This is a genomic window from Rhizobacter sp. OV335, from assembly GCF_900142965.1.
Lineage (GTDB): Bacteria > Pseudomonadota > Gammaproteobacteria > Burkholderiales > Burkholderiaceae_C > Rhizobacter.
The window spans coordinates 76,684-97,861 of the sequence record NZ_FRCQ01000001.1; the positions used below are offsets into that span (position 1 = coordinate 76,684).

Genomic DNA, 21,178 nt, shown 5'->3' on the forward strand with positions numbered 1-21,178 from the left:
GCGGTGAAGCTCGCCGTCCTCGGGGCAGGCGCGTGGGGCACGGCGCTCGCCGTGAGCAGCTCGATGCGCCACGACACCCGCCTGTGGGTGCGCGATCCGCAGCAGTGCGAGCGCCTGCAGACGCGCGGCGAGAACCTGCTCTACCTGCCGGGCATCGCGCTGCCTCCAGCGCTGGTGGTGTCGTCCGATTTCGACAGCTGCGTCGAGCACGCGCGCGGCGGCCTGATCATCATCGCGACACCGATGGCGGGCCTCGCCGAGGTGTTGCGCCGCCTGCCGGCCGACGCGAGCGGCGTGCTGTGGCTGTGCAAGGGCTTCCAGGATGGCACCGGCTGGCTCGGCCACGAGGTCGCGCGCGCGGTGCGGCCGACCGATCGCCGCGTCGGCGTGCTGTCGGGCCCGAGCTTCGCGCTCGAGGCCGCGCTCGGCCGGCCGACGGCCCTGGTGGCCGCGAGCGCCGATGCCGAACTCTGCGAGCAGGCCGTGGCGGCGCTGCACACCGAAAACCTGCGCATCTACACCTCCAGCGACCTGGTGGGCGTCGAGGTCGGTGGCGCGGTGAAGAACGTGATGGCGATCGCCACCGGCATCGCCGACGGCATGGAGCTCGGCCTCAATGCGCGGGCCGCGCTGATCACGCGCGGGCTGGCCGAGATCACGCGGCTGGGCGTCGCGCTCGGTGCGCGGCCCGACACCTTCATGGGCCTGTCCGGCCTTGGCGACCTGGTGCTCACCGCCACCGGCGACCTGTCGCGCAACCGCAAGGTCGGGCTGCTGCTGGCCGAAGGGCTGCCGCTGTCGAGGATCCTGGTCGAACTCGGCCACGTGGCCGAAGGCGTGGCCTGCGCCGCGACCGTGCTGCGGCGCGCGCGTGCGCGTTCGGTCGACATGCCGATCACCGAAGCGGTGGTCAACGTGCTCGAAGGGCGCGGAACCCCCGAGCAATCGATGCGCCTCCTGATGGGGCGCGACGCGCGTCCTGAAAGCTGAACCGATGAGCCTGCAACGTCGCGATGTCCTGGCGGCCGGCGTGGCCGCCGCCCTGTCGGGCGCACTGCCGGCGCGTGCCCAGGCCTGGCCCGCTCGCCCGATCCGGCTGGTCGTGCCGTTCCCGCCCGGCAGCTCGCCGGACATCATCGCGAGGCTGGTGGCCGAGCCGCTCGCGCAGGCCCTCGGCCAGCCGATCGTGGTCGACAACAAGCCCGGCGCCGGCGGCAACCTCGGCACCGGCCTGGTCGCGAAGGCCGAGCCCGACGGCTACACCTTCCTGTTCACGATCCAGGGGCCGCTGGTGACCGCGCCGCTGCTGTCGAAATCGCTCGGCTACGACCCGCTGAAAGACCTGGTGCCGGTGACGCTGGTCGCGACCTCGCCGAACGTGCTGGTGGTCGACCCGAGGCTCGGCGTCGACACGCTGGCCGATTTCGTGCGCGTCGCGAAGCAGAAGAAGGGCCAGCTGAACTACGGCAGCGTCGGCAACGGCAGCGCGGCGCACCTGGCGATGGAATCGTTCAAGGCGCGCGCCGGACTCGACATCGTGCACGTGCCGTACCAGGGCTTCCCGCAGGTGGTCAACGCGATCCTGGGCGGCCAGGTGCAGGCCGGCTTCATGGTGCCCGGCATCGCGATCGGCCAGGTGAAGGCCGGCAAGCTGAAGGCACTGGGCGTCACGACGCTCGGCCGTTTCGGTGCGTTGCCCGACATGCCGACCTTCGTCGAGCAGGGCTACGCCGGCTTCGAGGCGATCTCGTGGCAGGCGGTGCTCGCGCCGGCCCGCACGCCGCAGGGCGTGATCGACCGGGTGTCGGCGGAGCTGGTGCGCATCATCAAGACCGACGACGTGCGCGGCAAGATCCTCGGGCAGTACTTCAGCGCGGCGGGCACGGCGCCGGAGGCCTTGGCCAGCCTGATGAAGACCGAGCGCGAGCGCTGGGCCAAGGTCATCAAGGCGGCCGGCGTGCAACCGGAGTAGGTCAGGCGCCGTCGGCGTAGCCGTTTTGCCGCCACGCCTCGAACACCGCCACGGCGACCGCATTGCTGAGGTTCAGGCTGCGTTGACCCGCGCGCAGCGGCAGTCGCACGCGTTGCTCCGTCGGGAAACCATCGCGCAGTTCGGTGGGAAGTCCCGCGGTTTCGGAGCCGAAGACCAGCCAGTCGCCGGCCTGCCATGCCACCTCGGCGAACGGCCGGCTGCCGCGCGTCGTGAACGCGAACAGGCGTGCCGGGTCCGGCTGCGTGGCGTCGACGAAGGCCTGCCAGTCGGCATGCCGCCGCACCGGCGCGAACTCGTGATAGTCCAGCCCGGCGCGCCGCAGCAGCCGGTCCTCCATCGAGAAGCCGAGCGGTTGGATCAGGTGCAGCGCGCAGCCGGTGTTGGCCGCGAGCCGGATCACATTGCCGGTGTTCGGCGGGATCTCCGGGTGGACGAGGACGATGTTGAACATGGGCGCGATTGTCGCGGGCCTCAGGCACTCGTCGTGGGGCGAGGCGTGCGCGCGACGACCCAGGCCTCGACGCGCGCGACGCCGGCCTGCTTCAGCACCCGCGCCAGCTCGGCCAGCGTCGCGCCGCTGGTCATCACGTCGTCGACCAGCGCGACCTGCCGGCCCGCCAGTTCGGCGCGCCGCAGCGGCTCGACCGCGAACGCCCCGCGCACATTCGCCGCTCGCCGGTCCGGCGGCAGGTCGAGCTGGTGCGCGGTCGCGCGCACCCGCAGCAGCAGCCCGGCATCGGCGCGTGCCGGGCCGCCGGCGGCGAGCCGCCGTGCCAGCTCCCAGGCCTGGTTGAAGCCGCGCTCGCGCAGGCGTTCGACCGCCAGCGGCACCGGCAGCAGCAGTTGCGGCCACGGCGCCGCATCGCGCTGCCGTGCCGCGTGAATGCGCGCGGCCAGCGCGTCGGCCAGGTCGAGCGCGCCGTTGAACTTGAAGCGCGCGACCAGCCCGGACCACGGGTGCGCATAGCCGGTGCCGGCAAAGGCGGCGTCGAACGGCGGCGGCGCCAGCACGCAGGCACCGCAGGCCGCGACGCCCGCCGGCACCTCCAGCGCACAGCGGCTGCAGCGCGGCGCGGTGTCGGCGAAGCGCTGCACGCAGGCCCGGCACACCCGGGCCGCGGCGCCGGCATCCCAACCTTGGCACACCGCGCACAGCGAGGGCATGTGGCGGAGCAGGCGCGAGAAGATCACCGGCTCAATATACTGCCCGCCGATGAGCGATTCCCCTTCGGCCGGCACCTCGCGGCACTTCGACCGCGCGGTCGTCGTGCAGGCGCTGCGCCGCCTGGCCGGCGCGCCGCAGGCGCCCTGGCTGCACGGCGAGATCGCGCGGCGCATGGCCGAGCGGCTGTCGATCGTGCGCAAGCAGCCGGAGGCGATCGCCGACTGGTGGAGCTTCGGCGGTGCCGGCGCCGAGCACCTGGCACGCGCCTACCCGCAGGCGCGCCGCATCGCGATCGAGCCGACGCCGGCGCTGCGCGAGCGCAGCGCCGAGCTCGCGAAGGCGCCGTGGTGGTCGCCGAAGCGCTGGAGCGGCGCACCCGTCACGGTCTTGTCCGCCGACCAGGTCGAGCCCGGCAGCGTGCAGCTGGTCTGGGCCAACATGATGCTGCAGGCGGTGTTCGACCCGCCGGTGGTGCTCGGCCAGTGGCAGCGCGCGCTGGCGGTCGACGGCTTCGCGATGTTCTCGTGCTTCGGCCCCGACACGCTGAAGGAGCTGCGCGCGCTGTACCGCCAGCTCGGCTGGCCGGCGCCGGCCGCCGATTTCGTCGACATGCACGACCTGGGCGACATGCTGGTACAGGCCGGTTTCGCCGATCCGGTGATGGACCAGGAGCTGATCACGCTGACCTGGGCTGACCCGCAGGCGCTGCTCGCCGAGCTGCGCAGCCTGGGCGGCAATGCAGCGCCGCAGCGCTTCGCCGGCCTGCGCACGCCGCGCTGGCGCGCGCGCCTGCTGGCCGCGCTGCAGGGCCTGGCGGGGCCGGACGGGCGCATCTCGATGACCTTCGAAGTGGCCTACGGCCATGCGTTCAAGGCGCCGCCGCGCGTGCCGCTGGCCGCGCAGACGACGGTGTCGCTGGACGACATGCGTGCGTTGGTGCGCGCGCGACAGGGTTCGCGCTGAGGGGCTTGCAGCGGCCGCCTGCGCTAAACTCGCGGGCTTGAAAAATGCGGTTTCGTCCGGGGTGCGCGGCCAGGGTGCGGCAGCGCGGGTCGGACGGGACCGTCGAAGAACAGATCTCTGGAGGCAACTGGAGAAGGCGCAGTATGTCCACAAGCTCGTCGGCGGCGTGGCAGCCCTCGGCACCCCGGGCAGAGTTTCGCTTCGGTCACGAATCCCGCGGGGAGGGTGGCCCGGCCGGCTGGTCGATCGACTGGCTGCTGAAGCGCAACTGCTCGATGGCGCCCAGGCAGTTGCTCGCGTTCTACCTGTCGTTGTGCGTCCTGTCGCTGGGCATTGCCGCGATGTTCTGGTTCCAGGGGGCGCGAATGATCATGACCTTCGCCTGGATCGAGCTGTCGGCCGTCGGCCTGGCGCTGTGGGTGTATGCACGCCACGCGACCGACAGCGAGAGCATCGTGCTGCGCAATGACCGGCTGACGGTGGAGGTCGCGAACGGACAGCAGGTCGAGCGGGTGGAGTTCCAGCCCGCCTGGGTGCGGGTGGAGCCGGCGCATGGCGACCAGTCGCTGATCGAGTTGTCGGGCCAGGGGCGTCGGATTGCGGTGGGGCGCTTCGTGCGGCCCGAGTTGCGCAGCCAGCTGGCGCAAGAGTTGCGCCATGCGCTGCGGCGCTGGCAACAAGGGGCGGCGCGGCTGTCTCCGGTGTGATTTTTCCGGTGTGATTTTGGGATAACTGAAACGACCATGATGAAGCAGACGAAAACACTTTGGCAGCGGGCGGGACAGATCAGCCTTGGCCTGGGCGCCGCGTTGGCCACATCGGCTGCCATGGCCGTCAACAGCCTGCCGGGAGGGCCGGCCGTCAACCAGCTGGACCTGCATCCGCCGGTCACCGCGATCGCCGCCGAGCAGCGCTGGCTGCACTATTTCGTGCTGATCATCTGCGTGGTGATCTTCCTCGGCGTGTTCGGCGTGATGTTCTATTCGATCATCATGCACCGCAAGAGCAAGGGCGCCAAGCCGGCCAACTTCCACGAGAGCACCACGGTCGAGATCATCTGGACCATCGTGCCGTTCGTCATCGTGATCCTGATGGCGCTGCCCGCCACCAAGGTGGTGGTCGCGATGAAGGACACCAGCGCCGCCGACCTGACCATCAAGGCCACCGGCATCCAGTGGAAGTGGGGCTACGACTACCTGAAGGGCGAAGGCGAGGGCATCGGCTTCGTCTCGACGCTCGACGTGACGCAGCGCGAGATGTCCGATTCCGGCAAGCCGTCGGGCGACGACTACCTGCTGAAGGTCGACAACCCGCTGGTGGTGCCGGTCGACAAGAAGGTGCGCGTGATCACCACTGCCACCGACGTGATCCACGCCTTCATGGTGCCGTCGTTCGGCATCAAGCAGGACGCGATCCCCGGCTTCGTGCGCGACACCTGGTTCCGCGCCGAAAAGATCGGCGACTACTACGGCCAGTGCGCCGAGCTGTGCGGCAAGGAGCACGCCTACATGCCGATCCACGTGAAGGTGGTCTCGGCCGCCGACTACACCAAGTGGGTCGATGGCAAGAAGAAGGAAATGGCCGCGCTGGCCGACGATCCGGCCAAGGTCTGGGAGCAGCCCGCGCTGCTGGCCCGCGGCGAGAAGGTCTATGCCGCCAACTGCGCCGCCTGCCACCAGGCCAGCGGCCTCGGCGGCGGCCCGATCAAGCCGCTCGACAAGTCGCCGGTCGTGCTTGACGCCGACAAGACCAAGCAGATCCACGTGGTGCTGAACGGCCAGAACAACGGCGCGATGCCATCGTGGAAGCAGCTGTCCGACACCGACATCGCCGCGGTCATCACCTACACGAAAAACAACTGGTCGAACAAGACCGGCCAGACCGTGCAGCCGTCCGAAGTGCTCGCTGAGCGCAAGCAATAAGCCAAGCCGCCCAAAGGAACCTACCCATGAGCGCAGTTCTCGATCCGCACGGCCATTCCCACGATGCGCACGACGCGCACGACGACGAGGCCCACCACCATCCGCACGGCTGGCGCCGCTGGGTCTACGCGACCAACCACAAGGACATCGGCACGCTGTACCTGCTGTTCTCGTTCACGATGCTGATCGTCGGCGGCACGCTCGCGCTGCTGATCCGCGCCGAGCTGTTCCAGCCGGGGCTGCAGATCGTCAACCCGCAGCTGTTCAACCAGCTGACGACGATGCACGGGCTGATCATGGTGTTCGGCGCGATCATGCCGGCCTTCGTCGGCTTCGCGAACTGGATGGTGCCGCTGCAGATCGGCGCGGCCGACATGGCCTTCGCGCGCATGAACAACCTGAGCTTCTGGCTGCTGATCCCGGCCGCGCTGATGCTGGTGGGTTCGTTCTTCATGCCCGGCGGTGCGCCGGCCGCCGGCTGGACGCTCTATGCGCCGCTGACGCTGCAGATGGGCCCGTCGATGGACGCCGGCATCTTCGCGATGCACATCATGGGCGCGAGCTCCATCATGGGCTCGATCAACATCATCGTGACCATCCTCAACATGCGCGCCCCCGGCATGACGCTGATGAAGATGCCGATGTTCTGCTGGACCTGGCTGATCACCGCCTACCTGCTGATCGCGGTGATGCCGGTGCTGGCCGGTGCCATCACGATGACGCTGACCGACCGCCACTTCGGCACCAGCTTCTTCAACCCCGCCGGCGGCGGCGACCCGGTGATGTACCAGCACATCTTCTGGTTCTTCGGCCACCCCGAGGTGTACATCATGATCCTGCCGGCCTTCGGCATCGTGAGCCACATCGTGCCGGCCTTCGCCCGCAAGCGCCTGTTCGGCTACACCTCGATGGTGTACGCCACCGCGTCGATCGCGATCCTGTCGTTCATCGTGTGGGCCCACCACATGTTCACGACCGGCATGCCGGTCACCGGCCAGCTGTTCTTCATGTACGCGACGATGCTGATCGCGGTGCCCACCGGCGTGAAGATCTTCAACTGGATCGCCACGATGTGGCGCGGCTCGATGACCTTCGAGACGCCGATGCTGTTCGCGGTCGGCTTCATCTTCGTGTTCACGATGGGCGGCTTCACCGGCCTGATCCTGGCGATGGCGCCGGTCGACATCCAGCTGCAGGACACCTACTACGTGGTGGCGCACTTCCACTACGTGCTGGTGGCCGGCTCGCTGTACGCGATGTTCGCCGGCTTCTACTACTGGGTGCCGAAGTGGACCGGCGTGATGTACAACGAGACGCGCGGCAAGATCCACTTCTGGGGCTCGCTGATCTCGTTCAACGTCACGTTCTTCCCGATGCACTTCCTGGGTCTCGCCGGCATGCCGCGCCGCTATGCCGACTACCCGATGCAGTTCGCCGACTTCAACATGCTCGCGTCGATCGGCGCGTTCTGGTTCGGGCTGATGCAGGTCTACTTCTTCCTCTTCGTCGTGTTGCCGTGCATGCGCGGCAAGGGCGAGAAGGCGCCGCAGAAGCCGTGGGAAGCCGCCGAAGGCCTCGAGTGGGAAGTGCCGTCGCCGGCGCCGTTCCACACCTTCGAGACGCCGCCCAAGCTGAACGCGGCCGCCACCAAGGTGATCGCCTGATGACGCCGGAGCAGAAGAAGAACAACCGCCGCATGGGCTGGATCCTGGCCTCGGTGGCGATCGTCTTCTTCATCGGCTTCATGGCCAAGGCAGCGTTCTTCGGACTCTGACACCATGAGCGACCCTGGCCTGAAGACCGACAACCTCCGCATGGCCGGCAAGCTGGTCGTCGTGGCCGTCGCGATGGCAGGCTTCGGCTTGGCGATGGTGCCGATGTACCGCTCGATCTGCGAGGCGCTCGGCGTCAACGTGCTGTCGCTGTCGGAGCGCGCGGTGCCGGGCAATTCGGATGCGACGCACAAGAACACGCAGGTCGATGCGAGCCGCACCATCACGGTCGAGTTCGATGCGAACGCGCACGGGCCGTGGGAATTCAAGTCGATGCGGCGCTCGATCGACGTGCACCCGGGCGAACTCGCGACGGTGATGTACGAGTTCCGCAACGTGCAGAACCGCACGATGACCGCGCAGGCGATCCCGAGCTATGCGCCCAAGCAGGCCTCGCCGCACTTCAACAAGCTCGAGTGCTTCTGCTTCAGCGAGCACACGCTGCAGCCGGGCGAATCCAAGCAGTGGCCGGTGGTGTTCGTGATCGACCCGAAGCTGCCGAAGGACGTGAAGACCATCACCTTGTCGTACACCTTCTTCGAGGTGGCGGGCGGCAAGGTGGCGGCCGCGCCGAAGGAGCCCTCGACCGTGAAGGGGGGCTCATGAGCGATGGCTTGAAAGACGCGGTCAAGCGCCGCGGCTCGTTCCTGATGACGATGAAGGCGGTCGCCTGGTCGTTCTTCGGGGTGCGCAAGTCGGGCGACTACGAGAAGGATGTGGAGCAGCTGAACCCGGTGCACCTGGTCATCGCGGGCATCCTCGGCGCCGCGCTGTTCGTGATCGTGCTCGTGGTGCTGGTGCAATGGGTGTTGTCCAGCGGTGTCGCCGCCGCGGGCTGAAGTTCAAAAGAGTCGGCACAAGCCATACAGATCGAATCAGCAGGAGAAAACATGTCGTCAGCGACGCATTCGGGCCAGGCGCCCCACTACTTCGTTCCGGCGCCCTCGCGGCATCCGGTCATGGCGGCCTTCGGCCTGCTGATGGTGATCTTCGGCGGCGGCCAGTGGGTCAACGGCCATGGCTGGGCGGCCTGGCTGGTGCTGTTCGGGCTGCTGTGGTGGGCCTTCGTGCTGAAGCAGTGGTTCGGCGACGCCATCGGCGAGAGCGAGAGCGGGCTGTACAGCGACCGCATCGACGTCTCGTACCGCTGGAGCATGAGCTGGTTCATCTTCTCCGAGGTGATGTTCTTCGGCGCGTTCTTCGGCGCGCTGTTCTGGGCCCGGCTGCATGCGGTGCCCAACCTCGGCAGCTTCGACAACGCGATCCTGTGGCCCGACTTCAAGGCGATCTGGCCGAGTTCGGGCATCGGCATGACGGCCGCACCGGCCGGCACGGTCGAGCCGTTCCGCACGATGGGCCCCTGGCCGATCCCGACCATCAACACCGCGCTGCTGCTGAGCTCGGGCGTCACGCTGACGATCGCGCACCATGCGCTGATCGCCGGCCACCGCGTGAAGACCATCGGCTTCATGTGGGTCACGGTGCTGCTGGGCATCCTGTTCCTGACGCTGCAGGGCTACGAATACCACCACGCCTACACCGAGCTGAACCTGAAGCTGTCGTCGGGCGTCTACGGCTCGACCTTCTTCATGCTGACCGGCTTCCACGGCTTCCACGTGTTCGTCGGCATGCTGATGCTGCTGTTCATCACGCTGCGCCTGCAGCGCGGGCACTTCACGCCGCAGCGCCATTTCGGCTTCGAAGGCGCCGCGTGGTACTGGCACTTCGTCGACGTGGTGTGGCTGGGCTTGTACATCGTCGTGTACTGGCTCTGAGCGACGTCCGATGAAAAAAGAGCGCCTCGCGGCGCTCTTTTCATTTGTCATCATCAGCCGGTGCGAATGCCCGTCGGATGGATCCAGCCCATCCAGTAGCTGAACAGGATGATCGCGAACAGCAGCACCGACAGCCCGACCCGCACCGCGAGCGCCCGCATCATGTTGCCGCTCTTCGGCTTGCCATCGCGGCCGTCGCGCATCATGAAGACCCCGGCGAACGCGAGCGCACCGATGATCAGAACGAAGGCGACGCCGATCAGGTATTTCATGGGCCACGATTATTCCACCGCGCAGCCCTTTGCCATCGGCAGGGGTGAGGCATGAGCAGCGCCCGCCAGCGGGCAGCGATCGTGCTGCTCGCGACGCTGGTCGGCATGGCCGTCACCGCGCGGCTCGGCGTGTGGCAACTCGACCGCGCGGCGCAGAAGCGCGCGCTGCAGTCGGCGCTCGACGAGCGTGGCCACCTGGCACCGCTCGACGACGCGTCGCTCGCCACCACCGCGGCGCAGGCCGAATTGCAGCACTACCGCCCGGTGCGCCTGCGCGGCACGTGGCGCGCGCAGAACACCGTCTACCTCGACAACCGCCAGATGGACGGCCGCCCGGGCTTCTTCGTCGTCACGCCGCTGCTGCTGCCCGGCGGCGATGCGGTGCTGGTGCAACGCGGCTGGGCGCCGCGCGACATGGCCGACCGCACCCGCGTGCCCGCGGTGCCGACGCCGGCCGGCGAGGTCGAGCTGAGCGGCCTGATCGCCCCGCCGCCCGCCCGGCTGTTCGACTTTGCCGGCGGCGTGGCCGCTACCATCCGGCAGAATCTCGAACCCGCGGCGTTTGCGCAGGAGATCGGTGTCAGGTTGCGGCCCTTGTCGGTGCAGCAGCAGGACACCCCGGGCGCAGCCGGCGACGGCCTTGCGCGCCGCTGGCCGGCCCCCGCGGTCGACATCCACAAGCACTACGGTTACGCGTTCCAGTGGTTCGCGATGTGCGCACTGATGGCAGGTTTGTATGTCTGGTTCCAACTCGTCCGCCCCCGGCTCCGGCGCCGTGCCTGACTCGCCGCTGAATTTCAGCGTGCATTCGCTGCCGTCGCCCGACCTGGCCGACGGGCAGCGCCGCACCGCGGCCGGCCGGCTGCGCATGCTGCTGGTGCTGGCGGTGTGTGCCGCGCCGGTGATCGCGTCGTACGTCACTTACTTCGTGATCCGCCCCGAGGGCCGCACCAACTACAGCGAACTGATCACCCCCGGACGGCCGATCCCAGCCGAGCTCGGGCTGCGCACGCTGGGCGGCGAGCCGGTCGCGGCCGCGGCGCTGCGCGACCAGTGGCTGATCGTCGTCGTCGGCGATGCGGCCTGCGACAAGACCTGCGAGGACCACCTCTACCTGCAGCGCCAGATCCGCGAGGCGCTCGGGCGCGAGAAGGAACGCGTCGACAAGCTCTGGCTCGTCACCGACGCGGGCACGCCGCGGCCGGAGGTGATGCGGGCGATCTCGATCGGCACGCCGGCCGCGGTGCTGCGCGTCTCGCGCGAACGGCTGTCGGCGTGGCTCGCACCGGCCCAGGGGCAGGCGCTTGCGCAGCACATCTACCTCGTCGACCCGATGGGGCTGTGGATGATGCGGGTGCCGCCGAACCCCGATGCCGCGAAGCTGAAGCGCGACATCGAGAAGTTGCTGCGCGCGTCGGCGTCCTGGGACCAGCCCGGCCGCCCGGCACGCTGAGTTCGGTCGATGGGCGTCGTTGCTTCCTATGACCTGAGCCCGCTGGCCGCGATGGCGCTGGTGGCGCTGCTGCTCGCGACCGGCCCGCTGGTGTGGATCGCGCTGCGGCACCGCCGCGCGCACCCGGCGACGCGGCTGCGCGCGCTGACGGTGATGACGCTGTTCCTCACCTTCGACCTGGTGCTGTTCGGCGCCTACACGCGGCTCAGCGATTCCGGTCTCGGCTGCCCCGATTGGCCCGGCTGCTACGGCAATGCCAGTCCGCTGGGCGCGCAGGGCCACATCGAGGCGGCGCAGACGGCGATGCCGAGCGGCCCGGTGACGCACGGCAAGGCCTGGGTCGAGATGGTGCACCGCTACCTCGCGACCTCGGTCGGCGTGTTGATCATCGCGATCACGGTCGCGGCATGGCGGCAGCGGCGACGCGAGCCACGGGATGCGCGCGCGCTGTCGCTGTGGTGGGCGACGGCGACGCTGGGTTGGGTCTGCCTGCAGGGCGCTTTCGGCGCGTTGACCGTCACGATGAAGCTGTTCCCCGCCATCGTCACGCTGCACCTGCTCGGCGGGCTCGGCCTGCTGATGCTGCTGGCGGTGCAGGCGCAGGCCGATGACCGGCCGCCGCTCGCGTTGCCGGGTGCGTTGCGCCGTGCCGTGTGGGCGGTGCTGGCGATCAGCATCGCGCAGGTCACGCTCGGCGGCTGGGTCAGCACGAACTACGCGGTGCTCGCCTGCACCGATTTCCCGACCTGCCAGGGCGAATGGTGGCCGGCGATGGACTTCGACCACGGCTTCGCGATCTGGCGCGAACTCGGCGCCGGCAAGGACGGCGGCTACCTGCCGTTCGCCGCGCTGACGGCGATCCACGTGGTGCACCGCATCGGCGCCTTCGTGACGCTGTCGGCGCTGGTGCTGCTCGCCTGGCGCTTGCACGCGAGCGGCGAGCCGGCGCTGCGCCGCTGGGCACTGCGCTTCGCGGCGGTGGCGGGCTGGCAGCTGGCCAGCGGCCTCGGCAACGTGGTGCTCGGCTGGCCGTTGGTGGCGGCGCTGGCCCACACCGGTGGCGCCGCGGCGCTGCTCACGCTGCTCGCGGCCCTGCTCGCGCGTGCGCATGTGGACGTTTTGTCCGCCGCGCGGCGTTCCCCCGCGTCGGCGGCGATGGGGCATGCCTCGTAAAATCGATGGTTCGCTGCCCATGTCCAACACCTTGACCCCCCCCGCCGTCACGACCGCCCCCGTCGCGCACCCGCCGCGCTGGCGGCAGTTCTACGCGCTGACCAAGCCGCGCGTGGTGCAGCTGATCGTGTTCTGCGCCGTCATCGGCATGCTGCTCGCCGTGCCGGGGCTGCCCGACTGGCGCCTCGCGCTGGCGGGCACGGCCGGCATCTGGCTGGTCGCCGCGGCCGCGGCCGCCTTCAACTGCCTGGTCGAGCAGCACATCGACGCCAGGATGGCCCGCACCGCGTGGCGGCCGACAGCCAAGGGCGAGCTGACCAACACGCAGACGCTGCTGTTCTCGGGTGCGCTGTGCGCGGCCGGCAGCGCGATCCTCTACCTGCTGGTGAACCCGCTGACGATGTGGCTGACCTTCGCCACCTTCGTCGGCTATGCGGTGATCTACACCGTGGTGCTGAAACCGCTGACGCCGCAGAACATCGTGATCGGCGGCGCCTCGGGCGCGATGCCGCCGGTGCTCGGCTGGGCCGCGATGCGCGGCGAGGTCGGCCCCGAGGCGCTGATGCTGTGCCTGATCATCTTCCTGTGGACGCCGCCGCACTTCTGGGCGCTCGCGCTGTACCGCGTCGAGGACTACCGCAAGGCCGGCCTGCCGATGCTGCCGGTCACGCATGGCAACGAGTTCACCCGGCTGCAGGTGCTGCTGTACACCTTCGTGCTGTTCGCCGCGACGCTGCTGCCCTTCGTGTTCGGCATGAGCGGCTGGATCTACCTGGCCGCGGCCGTGGTGCTGGGTGCCATGTTCTGCGGCTACGCGTGGAAGCTGTGGCGGGCCTATTCGGATGCGCTGGCGCGCCGCACCTTCCTCTTTTCGATCTACCACCTGTCGCTGCTGTTCAGCGCGCTGCTGGTGGACCACTACCTGAGTCCCCTGTTCTCATGATGCAACGCCGACTGTTCGTGCTCGCCGGTGCCGGCCTGCTGGCCGCCTGCGACAAGCTGCCCCAGCTCGCGTCATCGACGCCGGCCTTCAAGGCGGTCGACATCACCGGTGCCGACTACGGCAGCGGCCTGTCGCTGCCCGACCAGAACGGCAAGACCCGCACGCTGGCCGATTTCAAGGGCAAGCTGGCGGTCGTGTTCTTCGGCTACACGCAGTGCCCCGACGTCTGCCCGACCACGATGGCCGAGCTGGCGCAGGTCAAGAAGGCGCTCGGCGCAGACGGCGACAAGGTGCAGGGCGTCTTCATCACGATCGACCCGGAGCGCGACACGCCGGAGATCCTGAAGGCCTACATGGGCAGCTTCGACCCGAGCTTCGTCGCGCTGCGCGGCACGCTCGAGCAGACGGCGGCGGTGGCCAAGTCGTTCAAGGTGTTCTACGCCAAGGTCCCGGGTAAGACCGAGGGCAGCTACACGATGGACCACACCGCCGGCTCGTACGTGTTCGACACCACCGGCAAGCTGCGCTTGTTCACCCGCTACGGCAGCGGCACCGAGGCGCTGCAGGCCGACTTGAAGGCCCTGCTGGCGACGGCTTGAAAGAGCGCGTGTAGAAAAGGCGCGCACAAAAGAAAAGGGCCCCGAGGGGCCCTTTCTGCTGTCCGCCAACCGTCAGGCGACGGCTTCGGACAGTGCCTTGCGCATCTTCTTCATCGCGGTGACTTCGATCTGGCGGATGCGCTCGGCGCTGACGCCGTACTCGCCGGCCAGGTCGTGCAGCGTCATGCCGCCCGAGCTGTCGTCGTTCACCTTCAGCCAGCGCTCCTCGACGATCCGGCGGCTGCGGGCATCGAGCGCATCGAGCGCGTGGGCGATGCCGTCGCCGGCCAGCCAGTCGCGGCGTTGCGCCTCGATCACGCGGGTCGGCTCGCTGCTGTCGTCGGCCAGGTAGGCGATCGGCGCGTAGCTTTCCTCGCCGTCATCGCCTTGCGGCTCGAGCGCGATGTCGCCGCCGGACAGGCGGGTCTCCATCTCGAGCACTTCCTCGCGCTTGACGTTCAGCTGCTGGGCGACGCGGTCGATCTCGGCTTGGGTCAGCGTGGCGCGGTGCGTCGTGCCGTCGGCGGCGTCTTCCTTCATGCTCTGCTTCATCGAGCGCAGGTTGAAGAACAGCTTGCGCTGGGCCTTGGTCGTCGCGACCTTGACCATGCGCCAGTTCTTCAGGATGTACTCGTGGATCTCGGCCTTGATCCAGTGCATCGCGTAGCTGACGAGGCGCACGCCCTGGTCAGGGTCGAAGCGCTTGACCGCCTTCATCAGGCCGACGTTGCCTTCCTGGATCAGGTCGCCGTGCGGCAGGCCGTAGCCGAGGTACTGGCGCGAGATCGACACCACCAGGCGCAAGTGCGACAGCACCAGCTTGCCGGCGGCTTCGACATCGCCGTGCTCGCGCAGCCGGCGCGCGAAGGAGACTTCTTCTTCGTGCGTCAGCAGCGGGATGCGGTTGGCCGCGGACATGTACGCGTCGAGGTTGCCGAGCGACGGCACCACCGCGAACGGGTCGCGCAGGGTCAGGGCGTTGTCAGGGGTCAGGGTGTTCGTGAGGGTCATGGAAGCATCAGACATGCTGAAATTCCTTTCGTTCCCTTGATATTAGCACTCGACTTCCGAGAGTGCTGACGACGCCGGGGCGTCCATCCGTCAGAGGGTCAATGTGAGTGGATACTTGCAACAAAGCGGCGGCAAATCATGTGCCTATCCCCACTCGCTGCAAGGCTTTGCGACTATCCTGCCGGATTCCAACCACTGGTGCCACCCCGGTGCCTTCCAGGAGAACGTCACGATGAAGACCTGTCGTTTGCTGAAGAGTTTCGTGGTATCCGCCGCAACAGTGTGTTGCTGGACCGTGCATGCCGCGTCGATCGCGCCGGCCGCCGCCGAGAACGGCATGGTCGTCACCGCGCAGCACTACGCGACCCAGGTCGGCGTCGACGTGCTGAAGAAGGGCGGCAACGCGGTGGATGCCGCGGTCGCGGTGGGCTACGCGCTGGCGGTGGTGTACCCGGCCGCGGGCAACCTGGGCGGCGGCGGCTTCATGACGATCCAGCTGGCCGATGGCCGCAAGACCTTCCTCGACTTCCGCGAGAAGGCCCCGCTGGCCGCCACGGCGAACATGTACCTCGACGCCAGCGGCAACGTGATCAAGGGCCTCAGCACCACCGGCCACCTCGCGGTCGGCGTGCCCGGCACGGTGTCGGGGCTGGAGATGGCGCGGGCCAAGTACGGCACGATGAAGCGGGCGCAGCTGATCGCCCCGGCGATCCAGTTCGCCGACAAGGGCTTCGTGCTGGACCAGGGCGACGTCGACATGCTGCTCACGTCCACCGAAGACTTTCGCAAGGACGCCGCCTCGGGCGCCATCTTCCTGAACAAGGGCGAGCCGTTCGCGCCGGGCCAGAAGCTGGTGCAGAAGGACCTCGCGAAGACGCTGCGCCTGATTTCGCAGAAGGGCGAGGACGGCTTCTACAAGGGCAGTGTTGGCGCGGCCATCGTCGCCTCCAGCCTGGCAGGCAAGGGCATCCTGACGCAGGCCGACCTCGACCAGTACAAGACCCGCGAACTCGCGCCGGTCGAGTGCGACTACCGCGGCTACCGCATCGTCTCGGCCCCGCCGCCGAGCTCGGGCGGCGTCGTGATCTGCGAGATCCTGAACGTGCTCGAAGGCTATCCGCTGAAGGACCTCGGCTTCCGCTCGGCGCAGTCGGTGCACTACCAGATCGAGGCGATGCGGCATGCCTACGTCGACCGCAACAGCTACCTGGGCGATCCGGATTTCGTCAAGAACCCGCTCGACCGGCTGCTCGACAAGGGCTATGCCGAAAAGATCCGCGGCGTGATCGACCCGGCCAAGGCCGGTGTGTCGAAGGACATCAAGCCCGGCGTCGAGCCGCACGAAGGCAGCAACACCACGCACTACTCGATCGTCGACAAGGACGGCAATGCGGTGGCCGTGACCTACACGCTGAACGACTGGTTCGGCGCCAAGGTCACCGCGGCGAAGACCGGGGTGATCCTGAACGACGAGATGGACGACTTCACCGCGAAGATCGGCGTGCCGAACATGTACGGCCTGGTGCAGGGCGAGGCGAACGCGATCGCCCCGGGCAAGCGCCCGCTCAGTTCGATGTCGCCGACCATCATGTCGCGCGACGGCAAGCCGGTGATGGTCACCGGCACGCCCGGCGGCAGCCGCATCATCACGGTGGTGGTGCACACGATCCTGAACGTCGTCGACTACGGGATGAACGTGCAGGAAGCGGTCGATGCGCCGCGCTTCCACCAGCAGTGGCTGCCGGAGACCACCAATGTCGAGGTCAACGCGCTGAGCCCCGACACGCGCAAGATCCTGACCGACATGGGCCACAAGCTGGGCAACCCGCAACCGGCCAACCACGTGGCGGCGATCCTGGTGGGTGCGCCGGCGCTGGGCGGCAAGCCGATCGGCAAGAACCGGTTCTACGGGGCGAACGATCCGCGCCGCAACACGGGCCTGGCCGGAGGCTACTAACCGAAGCGAGTCTCGACGTCGTCGAGTACCGCATCGACGACGCCGAGCAGCTGGCTCACGCTGACCGGCTTGGTCAGGTACTGCCGGGCGCCGGCGGCCATCGCGGTCTCGATCTGGCTGGCCAGCGCGTCGGCCGACACCACCACCACCGGGATGCTCGCGGTGCCCGGGTCGGCCTTCAGGTGGCGCAGCAGCTCCATGCCGTCGATGTCGGGCAGGTGCATGTCGAGCAGGATCAGGTCGGGCCGGCGCGCGCGGATCGCCGCCAGCCCGTCCAGCCCGGTCACCGAGACATCGAACTGCACCTGCGGCCGGCGCGCCAGGATCCCGCGCATCACCTCGACGTTGGTCTCGTTGTCCTCGACGTAGTGGACGATGCGCTGGTGGTAGCTGCCGGTCGCGGGCGCGATCTCGTCCAGCCCGGCCGGCGTGCTCTCGGCCGGGTTGGCCCGTGGCAGCGTCAGGATGAACGACGAGCCCTCGCCGGCGGTGCTGCGCGCGCGCACCGAACCGCCCATCAGCTCGGCCAGCCGCTGGCTGATCACCAGGCCGATGCCGGTGCCTTCGAGCGACGAGCGCTCGCGCCCGAGCCGGTTGAACGGCTGGAACAGCTGCGACAGCTGCTGCGGCGTCATGCCCAGCCCGGTGTCGGTGATCGTGATCTCGACGCAGTCGCGCTGCCCGCCCGCCGTGCTGCGGCGTGACGCGATGTGGATGCGCCCGCCCTCGGTGTTGTACTTCACCGCGTTGCTCAGCAGGTTGATCAGGATCTGCTTCACCCGCGTGGCGTCGCCGGTGACGCGCTCGGCGTTGTCGGCCAGCTCCTGCGTGATCGTGATGCCGCGGCGCCGCGCGTCCTGCTCGACCAGCGACAGCGCCGCGGCGGCCGCCTCGTGCAGGTCGAGCGCGTCGGCCTGCAGGTTCAGCGTGCCGGATTCGATGCGCGACAGGTCGAGCACGTCGTTGATCATGTCGAGCAGGTGCCAGCCGGCGCTCTGGATCTGCGTGACCCAGGGGCGCTGCGCGATCGGCAGCGGGTGGTTCTGGTCCAGCTCGAGCAGCTGCGCGAAGCCGAGCATCGCGTTCAGCGGTGTGCGCAGCTCGTGGCTCATGCGCGACAGGAAATCGCTCTTCGCGCGGTTCGCCGCCTCGGCCAGCTCGCGCGCCCGCTCGGCCTCGGCCAGGCGCAGGTGCTCGGTGATGTCCTCGACCACGCCGACGATGCGCCGCGGCTGGCCCTGCAGGTCGCGCAGCAGCGTGACGATGGTCTGCACCCACACCTGGCGCCCGTCGCGCGTGACGTAGCGGCCCTGGCGCCGGTACATCGGGATCTCGCCGCGCAGCAGCTGGCTCGTCATCTCGAGGTCCTGAGCGCGGTCGTCGGGGTGCGTCAGCGCGGCGACGTTCATGTCGACCAGCGCCTCGGCGCCGTAGCCGGTCAGGTCGCAGTACTGCGGATTGACCTGCTTCACGTTGCCGTGCAGGTCGGTGTAGACGACGCCGATCGGCACGTGGTTCAGGATGTTGCGGAAGCGCTGCTCGCTCTCGCGCAGGTCGGCCTCGGTGCGCTGGCGCTCGGCGATCTCGCGCTGCAGCGCCGCGGTGCGGTCGCTGACCGCCGCCTCGATGCGGCGCGTGCGGCCGGTCACCGTCAGCATCAGCGCGCCGAGCATCGAGGTGGCGAGCAGGCCGACCAGCGAGAACAGCAGCGCGTTGCGCTCGCGCACGTGCGGCACCGCGGCGCGCGTGGACGTCACGCGCAGGTCCCATTGCCGCCCGGCGAATGCGAACGAGCGCACGTGCGACAGGTCGGCCGACAGCGTTTCGCAGCCGTTGGTGCCGGCCAGGCGCCGCCGTTCGGCGATCGGGTCGGTGTCGACGATGCACACGTCGAGGTAATGCGGCAGCGAACTCTTGAACGACTGCAGCGCATCGTCCATGCGCAGCGTCACGAACACCACGCCGCGGGCCGCCGCGACCCGGTCGCTGACGGTGGTCGGCATGCCGGCGTAGACGGCCTGGTAGATCACGACGCCGGTCTGCGTGCCGGCACCGTCCTGCGTCAGCAGGAAGCCGGCGCTGGCGGCCGGCCGGTCGGTGCGCACCGCCGAATCGATGGCCATGCGCGCCGCGGCGATCGAGCGGGTGTTGACGCCGAGCGCCGCGGCGTTCGACGCCTGCGGCTCGATGTAGCGGATCGCCGCCACGGTGTCGTCGGGCGCCGGCCTGAAGCCGGAGTCGAAGCGGTCGAACACCCGGTAGCCCGGCAGGCCGGCCGCGCGCACGCGGGCCTCGAAGGCCGGCACCTGCGAGCGCGGCATCAGCTCGGTCCAGCCGAGCGCCTGCAGGTGGCCGCCGACCTCGAGCCAGGCGGCAGCGGCGCGGTGCATCTCTTCGCGCGTCACGTCGTCGGACGAGATCATCACGCCGCGCAGCGCTTCCAGCGCATGCAGCGGGTACTGCAGCTGCGCGGCGAGGTTGGACGAGGCGTGGATCGCATCGCGGTCGAAGGCGGCCTGCACGCGGGCGTCTTCCCATTGCGCGACCTGGCGCACGCCGAGCGCCATCAGCAGCGTGGCGATGCCGAGCGTCAGGCCGACGGTGCGGCGCCGCGCGGTCCACTCGTCGCGCGGCAGGCCGATCAGCGTCAGCGCGATCGGGGTGCCGATCAGCACGCCCAGCGCATCGCCGGCCCACCAGGTCCACCAGCTGAAGGCCAGCTCGCCCAGCGGCGCGTGGCCGGCCAGCCACAGCGCGAGCGTCGCGACGCTGCAGCTGACGAGGCACGCGGCGATCGCGCCGAGACCGAAGAAGACCGCGATGTCGCGCGGTTCGTTGAGCGTGACCGGCTGATGCACGAAACGCCGCACCAGCAGCGTGGCCAGCGCCGCCTGCAGCATGGCGCCGACCGAGATCGCGGCCGGCACCGCCAGGCCCGCGAGGCTCAGCCCGGCCTGGTCGATGGCGACGCCCGCATTGACGACGAAGGAGCCGATCAGCACCCCCGGCAGCACCCGCCATCCGTAGACCAGCAGGCAGGCCAGCGCGATGCCGGCGGACGGGTACAGCGGCGACGCGAGGCTGGGCGGGATCGCCAGTGCCAGCGCAGCCCAACCGACCACGGCATAGGCGACGGCGGTGCCCGCCAGCGCGAGCGGCCAGTGCGGCGTGGTGCGGGGCGTCGCTGGCGTCATCGAATCGATGGGGCGAGGTGGGGGCAGGGGGAGCCTATCACCTCGTTGCGGTGCTCAGCCGGCGTGAAGCGAGGTCACACCCATCGTCAGGCCACTTCGTGGCCGCTGCCGGCCTGCCAGATCTCGGTCCAGGACTCGGCGTCCAGCTTCAGCTGCAGCGCGGCCAGCGCCTCGCGGATCGCCTCCAGGCGCTGCGAGCCGGTCAGCGGGTGCGGGCGGGTCGGGTGGCGCAGCAGCCAGGCGTAGGCGACGGTCGCCGCGCTGACGCCGTGGCGCTGCCCGACCGCCTGCAGCGCGGCCTGCACGCGGCGCGAGCGCTCGTCGCCGCCGGTCAGCAGCGCGCCGCCGGCCAGCGGCGACCAGATCATCGGGCGCAAGCGCAGCCGCTGGCACTGGTCGAGCGTGCCGTCGTGCAGCGGCGACAGGTGCAGCGGGTGCAGCTCGATCTGGTTGGTGGCCAGCGCGATGCGGCTGTTCAGCAGGTCGAACTGCGCCGGCGTGAAGTTGGACACCCCGAAGGCCCGCACCTTGCCCGCCTGGCGCAGCGAGGTGAAGGCCTCGGCGACGTCGTCGGCATCCATCAGCGCGTCGGGTCGGTGGATCAGCAACAAGTCGAGGTGGTCGGTCTGCAGCGCGCGCAGCGAGGCCTCGACGCTGCGCGTGATGTGCGCTGCCGAGGTGTCGTAGTGCTTGACCCGGTGCTCGGGCCGGGCCTCGCCGACCAGCTTGATGCCGCACTTGCCGACCAGCTGCATGTGCTGGCGCAGCATCGGCTTCAGCGCGAGCGCCTCGCCGAACAGCGCCTCGACGCGGTAGCCGCCGTAGATGTCGGCATGGTCGAAGCTCGTCACGCCGAGCTCCATGCATTGCTCGATCCAGCGCACGCGCTGTTCGGCGTTCCAGCCCCAGTCGGCCATGCGCCAGGCGCCGGCGACGATCGGGGAGAGGGCGAGGTTGGGGGGGATGACGGGGCTCATGATGGCGGC

The 21,178-nt window shown here is 69.3% G+C and carries 22 protein-coding genes; 16 read left to right on the top strand and 6 right to left on the bottom strand.

Annotation, left to right across the window (positions count from 1 at the left end):
• Window positions 1–3 precede the first annotated feature (3 nt).
• Both BUE42_RS00370 and BUE42_RS00375 read left to right on the top strand, forming a co-directional pair.
• Window positions 4–990, top strand: a complete 987-nt coding sequence (locus tag BUE42_RS00370) for an NAD(P)H-dependent glycerol-3-phosphate dehydrogenase (protein ID WP_073462121.1) — start codon at window positions 4–6, stop codon at window positions 988–990.
• Window positions 991–994: 4 nt separating this feature from the next.
• Window positions 995–1,972 carry a Bug family tripartite tricarboxylate transporter substrate binding protein gene (locus BUE42_RS00375; protein ID WP_073462122.1) on the top strand — a complete coding sequence of 326 codons (978 nt, stop codon included), beginning with the start codon at window positions 995–997 and terminating at the stop codon, window positions 1,970–1,972.
• 1 nt (window position 1,973) lies between these two features.
• On the opposite strand, the gene trmL is transcribed toward BUE42_RS00375, so the two are convergent.
• Both trmL and BUE42_RS00385 read right to left on the bottom strand, forming a co-directional pair.
• Window positions 1,974–2,444, bottom strand: a complete 471-nt coding sequence (trmL, locus tag BUE42_RS00380) for a tRNA (uridine(34)/cytosine(34)/5-carboxymethylaminomethyluridine(34)-2'-O)-methyltransferase TrmL (RefSeq protein ID WP_073462123.1) — start codon at window positions 2,442–2,444, stop codon at window positions 1,974–1,976.
• Between the two features lie 20 nt (window positions 2,445–2,464).
• The gene (locus tag BUE42_RS00385) at window positions 2,465–3,157 is read right to left on the bottom strand and encodes a ComF family protein (RefSeq protein WP_073462381.1); all 693 of its coding nucleotides are present in this window, start codon (window positions 3,155–3,157) and stop codon (window positions 2,465–2,467) included.
• Window positions 3,158–3,206: 49 nt separating this feature from the next.
• Here BUE42_RS00385 and BUE42_RS00390 point away from each other — a divergent pair, with 49 nt between their 5' ends.
• The 8 genes from BUE42_RS00390 (at window position 3,207) to BUE42_RS00420 (ending at window position 9,590) form a co-directional block, all read left to right on the top strand.
• Entirely contained in the window at window positions 3,207–4,121 is a 915-nt protein-coding gene (locus tag BUE42_RS00390) for a class I SAM-dependent methyltransferase (protein WP_073462124.1), read from the top strand.
• Window positions 4,122–4,264: 143 nt separating this feature from the next.
• Entirely contained in the window at window positions 4,265–4,828 is a 564-nt protein-coding gene (locus tag BUE42_RS00395; protein ID WP_083613774.1) for a DUF2244 domain-containing protein, read from the top strand.
• Between the two features lie 39 nt (window positions 4,829–4,867).
• A complete protein-coding gene (gene coxB, locus BUE42_RS00400) occupies window positions 4,868–6,043 on the top strand; it encodes a cytochrome c oxidase subunit II (RefSeq protein ID WP_083613806.1) in 1,176 nt (391 codons plus the stop codon).
• 26 nt (window positions 6,044–6,069) lie between these two features.
• A complete protein-coding gene (gene ctaD / locus BUE42_RS00405; protein WP_073462126.1) occupies window positions 6,070–7,707 on the top strand; it encodes a cytochrome c oxidase subunit I in 1,638 nt (545 codons plus the stop codon).
• On the top strand, window positions 7,707–7,817 hold the full coding sequence (locus tag BUE42_RS33575; RefSeq protein WP_235001999.1) for a cytochrome oxidase small assembly protein: 111 nt from the start codon (window positions 7,707–7,709) through the stop codon (window positions 7,815–7,817). Before ctaD ends, BUE42_RS33575 begins: the two co-directional genes overlap by 1 nt.
• A 4-nt stretch (window positions 7,818–7,821) precedes the next feature.
• Window positions 7,822–8,421, top strand: coding sequence for a cytochrome c oxidase assembly protein (locus BUE42_RS00410; RefSeq protein ID WP_073462127.1), 600 nt, complete (start codon window positions 7,822–7,824; stop codon window positions 8,419–8,421).
• Window positions 8,418–8,654 (top strand): DUF2970 domain-containing protein, encoded by a 237-nt coding sequence (locus BUE42_RS00415; protein WP_073462128.1) that lies wholly within the window; start codon window positions 8,418–8,420, stop codon window positions 8,652–8,654. The genes BUE42_RS00410 and BUE42_RS00415 overlap by 4 nt, the downstream gene beginning before the upstream one ends.
• A 51-nt stretch (window positions 8,655–8,705) precedes the next feature.
• The gene (locus BUE42_RS00420) at window positions 8,706–9,590 is read left to right on the top strand and encodes a cytochrome c oxidase subunit 3 (protein ID WP_073462129.1); all 885 of its coding nucleotides are present in this window, start codon (window positions 8,706–8,708) and stop codon (window positions 9,588–9,590) included.
• Between the two features lie 53 nt (window positions 9,591–9,643).
• Here the strand turns inward: BUE42_RS00420 and BUE42_RS00425 are convergent, their stop codons facing one another.
• Window positions 9,644–9,862, bottom strand: a complete 219-nt coding sequence (locus BUE42_RS00425) for a twin transmembrane helix small protein (protein ID WP_056815959.1) — start codon at window positions 9,860–9,862, stop codon at window positions 9,644–9,646.
• Window positions 9,863–9,913: 51 nt separating this feature from the next.
• On the opposite strand from BUE42_RS00425, the gene BUE42_RS00430 reads away from it, so the two are divergent.
• Genes BUE42_RS00430 through BUE42_RS00450 form a run of 5 tightly spaced genes read left to right on the top strand, consistent with a single transcriptional unit; the run spans window position 9,914 to window position 14,030 of the window.
• On the top strand, window positions 9,914–10,645 hold the full coding sequence (locus BUE42_RS00430) for an SURF1 family protein (RefSeq protein ID WP_073462130.1): 732 nt from the start codon (window positions 9,914–9,916) through the stop codon (window positions 10,643–10,645).
• Entirely contained in the window at window positions 10,599–11,315 is a 717-nt protein-coding gene (locus BUE42_RS00435; RefSeq protein WP_073462131.1) for an SCO family protein, read from the top strand. Before BUE42_RS00430 ends, BUE42_RS00435 begins: the two co-directional genes overlap by 47 nt.
• A 9-nt stretch (window positions 11,316–11,324) precedes the next feature.
• Window positions 11,325–12,488 carry a COX15/CtaA family protein gene (locus BUE42_RS00440; protein ID WP_073462132.1) on the top strand — a complete coding sequence of 388 codons (1,164 nt, stop codon included), beginning with the start codon at window positions 11,325–11,327 and terminating at the stop codon, window positions 12,486–12,488.
• A 19-nt stretch (window positions 12,489–12,507) separates the two neighbouring features.
• Window positions 12,508–13,431 (top strand): heme o synthase, encoded by a 924-nt coding sequence (cyoE, locus tag BUE42_RS00445; protein ID WP_073462133.1) that lies wholly within the window; start codon window positions 12,508–12,510, stop codon window positions 13,429–13,431.
• Window positions 13,428–14,030, top strand: coding sequence for an SCO family protein (locus BUE42_RS00450; RefSeq protein ID WP_083613775.1), 603 nt, complete (start codon window positions 13,428–13,430; stop codon window positions 14,028–14,030). Before cyoE ends, BUE42_RS00450 begins: the two co-directional genes overlap by 4 nt.
• A gap of 72 nt (window positions 14,031–14,102) precedes the next feature.
• Here the strand turns inward: BUE42_RS00450 and rpoH are convergent, their stop codons facing one another.
• Window positions 14,103–15,056 carry an RNA polymerase sigma factor RpoH gene (rpoH, locus tag BUE42_RS00455; protein ID WP_073462134.1) on the bottom strand — a complete coding sequence of 318 codons (954 nt, stop codon included), beginning with the start codon at window positions 15,054–15,056 and terminating at the stop codon, window positions 14,103–14,105.
• A 322-nt stretch (window positions 15,057–15,378) separates the two neighbouring features.
• Between rpoH and ggt the strand changes: the two genes are divergently transcribed.
• Window positions 15,379–16,998, top strand: coding sequence for a gamma-glutamyltransferase (gene ggt, locus BUE42_RS00460; RefSeq protein WP_235002021.1), 1,620 nt, complete (start codon window positions 15,379–15,381; stop codon window positions 16,996–16,998).
• Here the strand turns inward: ggt and BUE42_RS00465 are convergent.
• Both BUE42_RS00465 and BUE42_RS00470 read right to left on the bottom strand, forming a co-directional pair.
• Window positions 16,995–20,192, bottom strand: coding sequence for a CHASE domain-containing protein (locus tag BUE42_RS00465; RefSeq protein WP_073462136.1), 3,198 nt, complete (start codon window positions 20,190–20,192; stop codon window positions 16,995–16,997). The genes ggt and BUE42_RS00465 overlap by 4 nt on opposite strands.
• 86 nt (window positions 20,193–20,278) lie before the next feature.
• Window positions 20,279–21,169 (bottom strand): aldo/keto reductase, encoded by an 891-nt coding sequence (locus tag BUE42_RS00470; RefSeq protein ID WP_073462137.1) that lies wholly within the window; start codon window positions 21,167–21,169, stop codon window positions 20,279–20,281.
• Window positions 21,170–21,178: the final 9 nt, after the last annotated feature.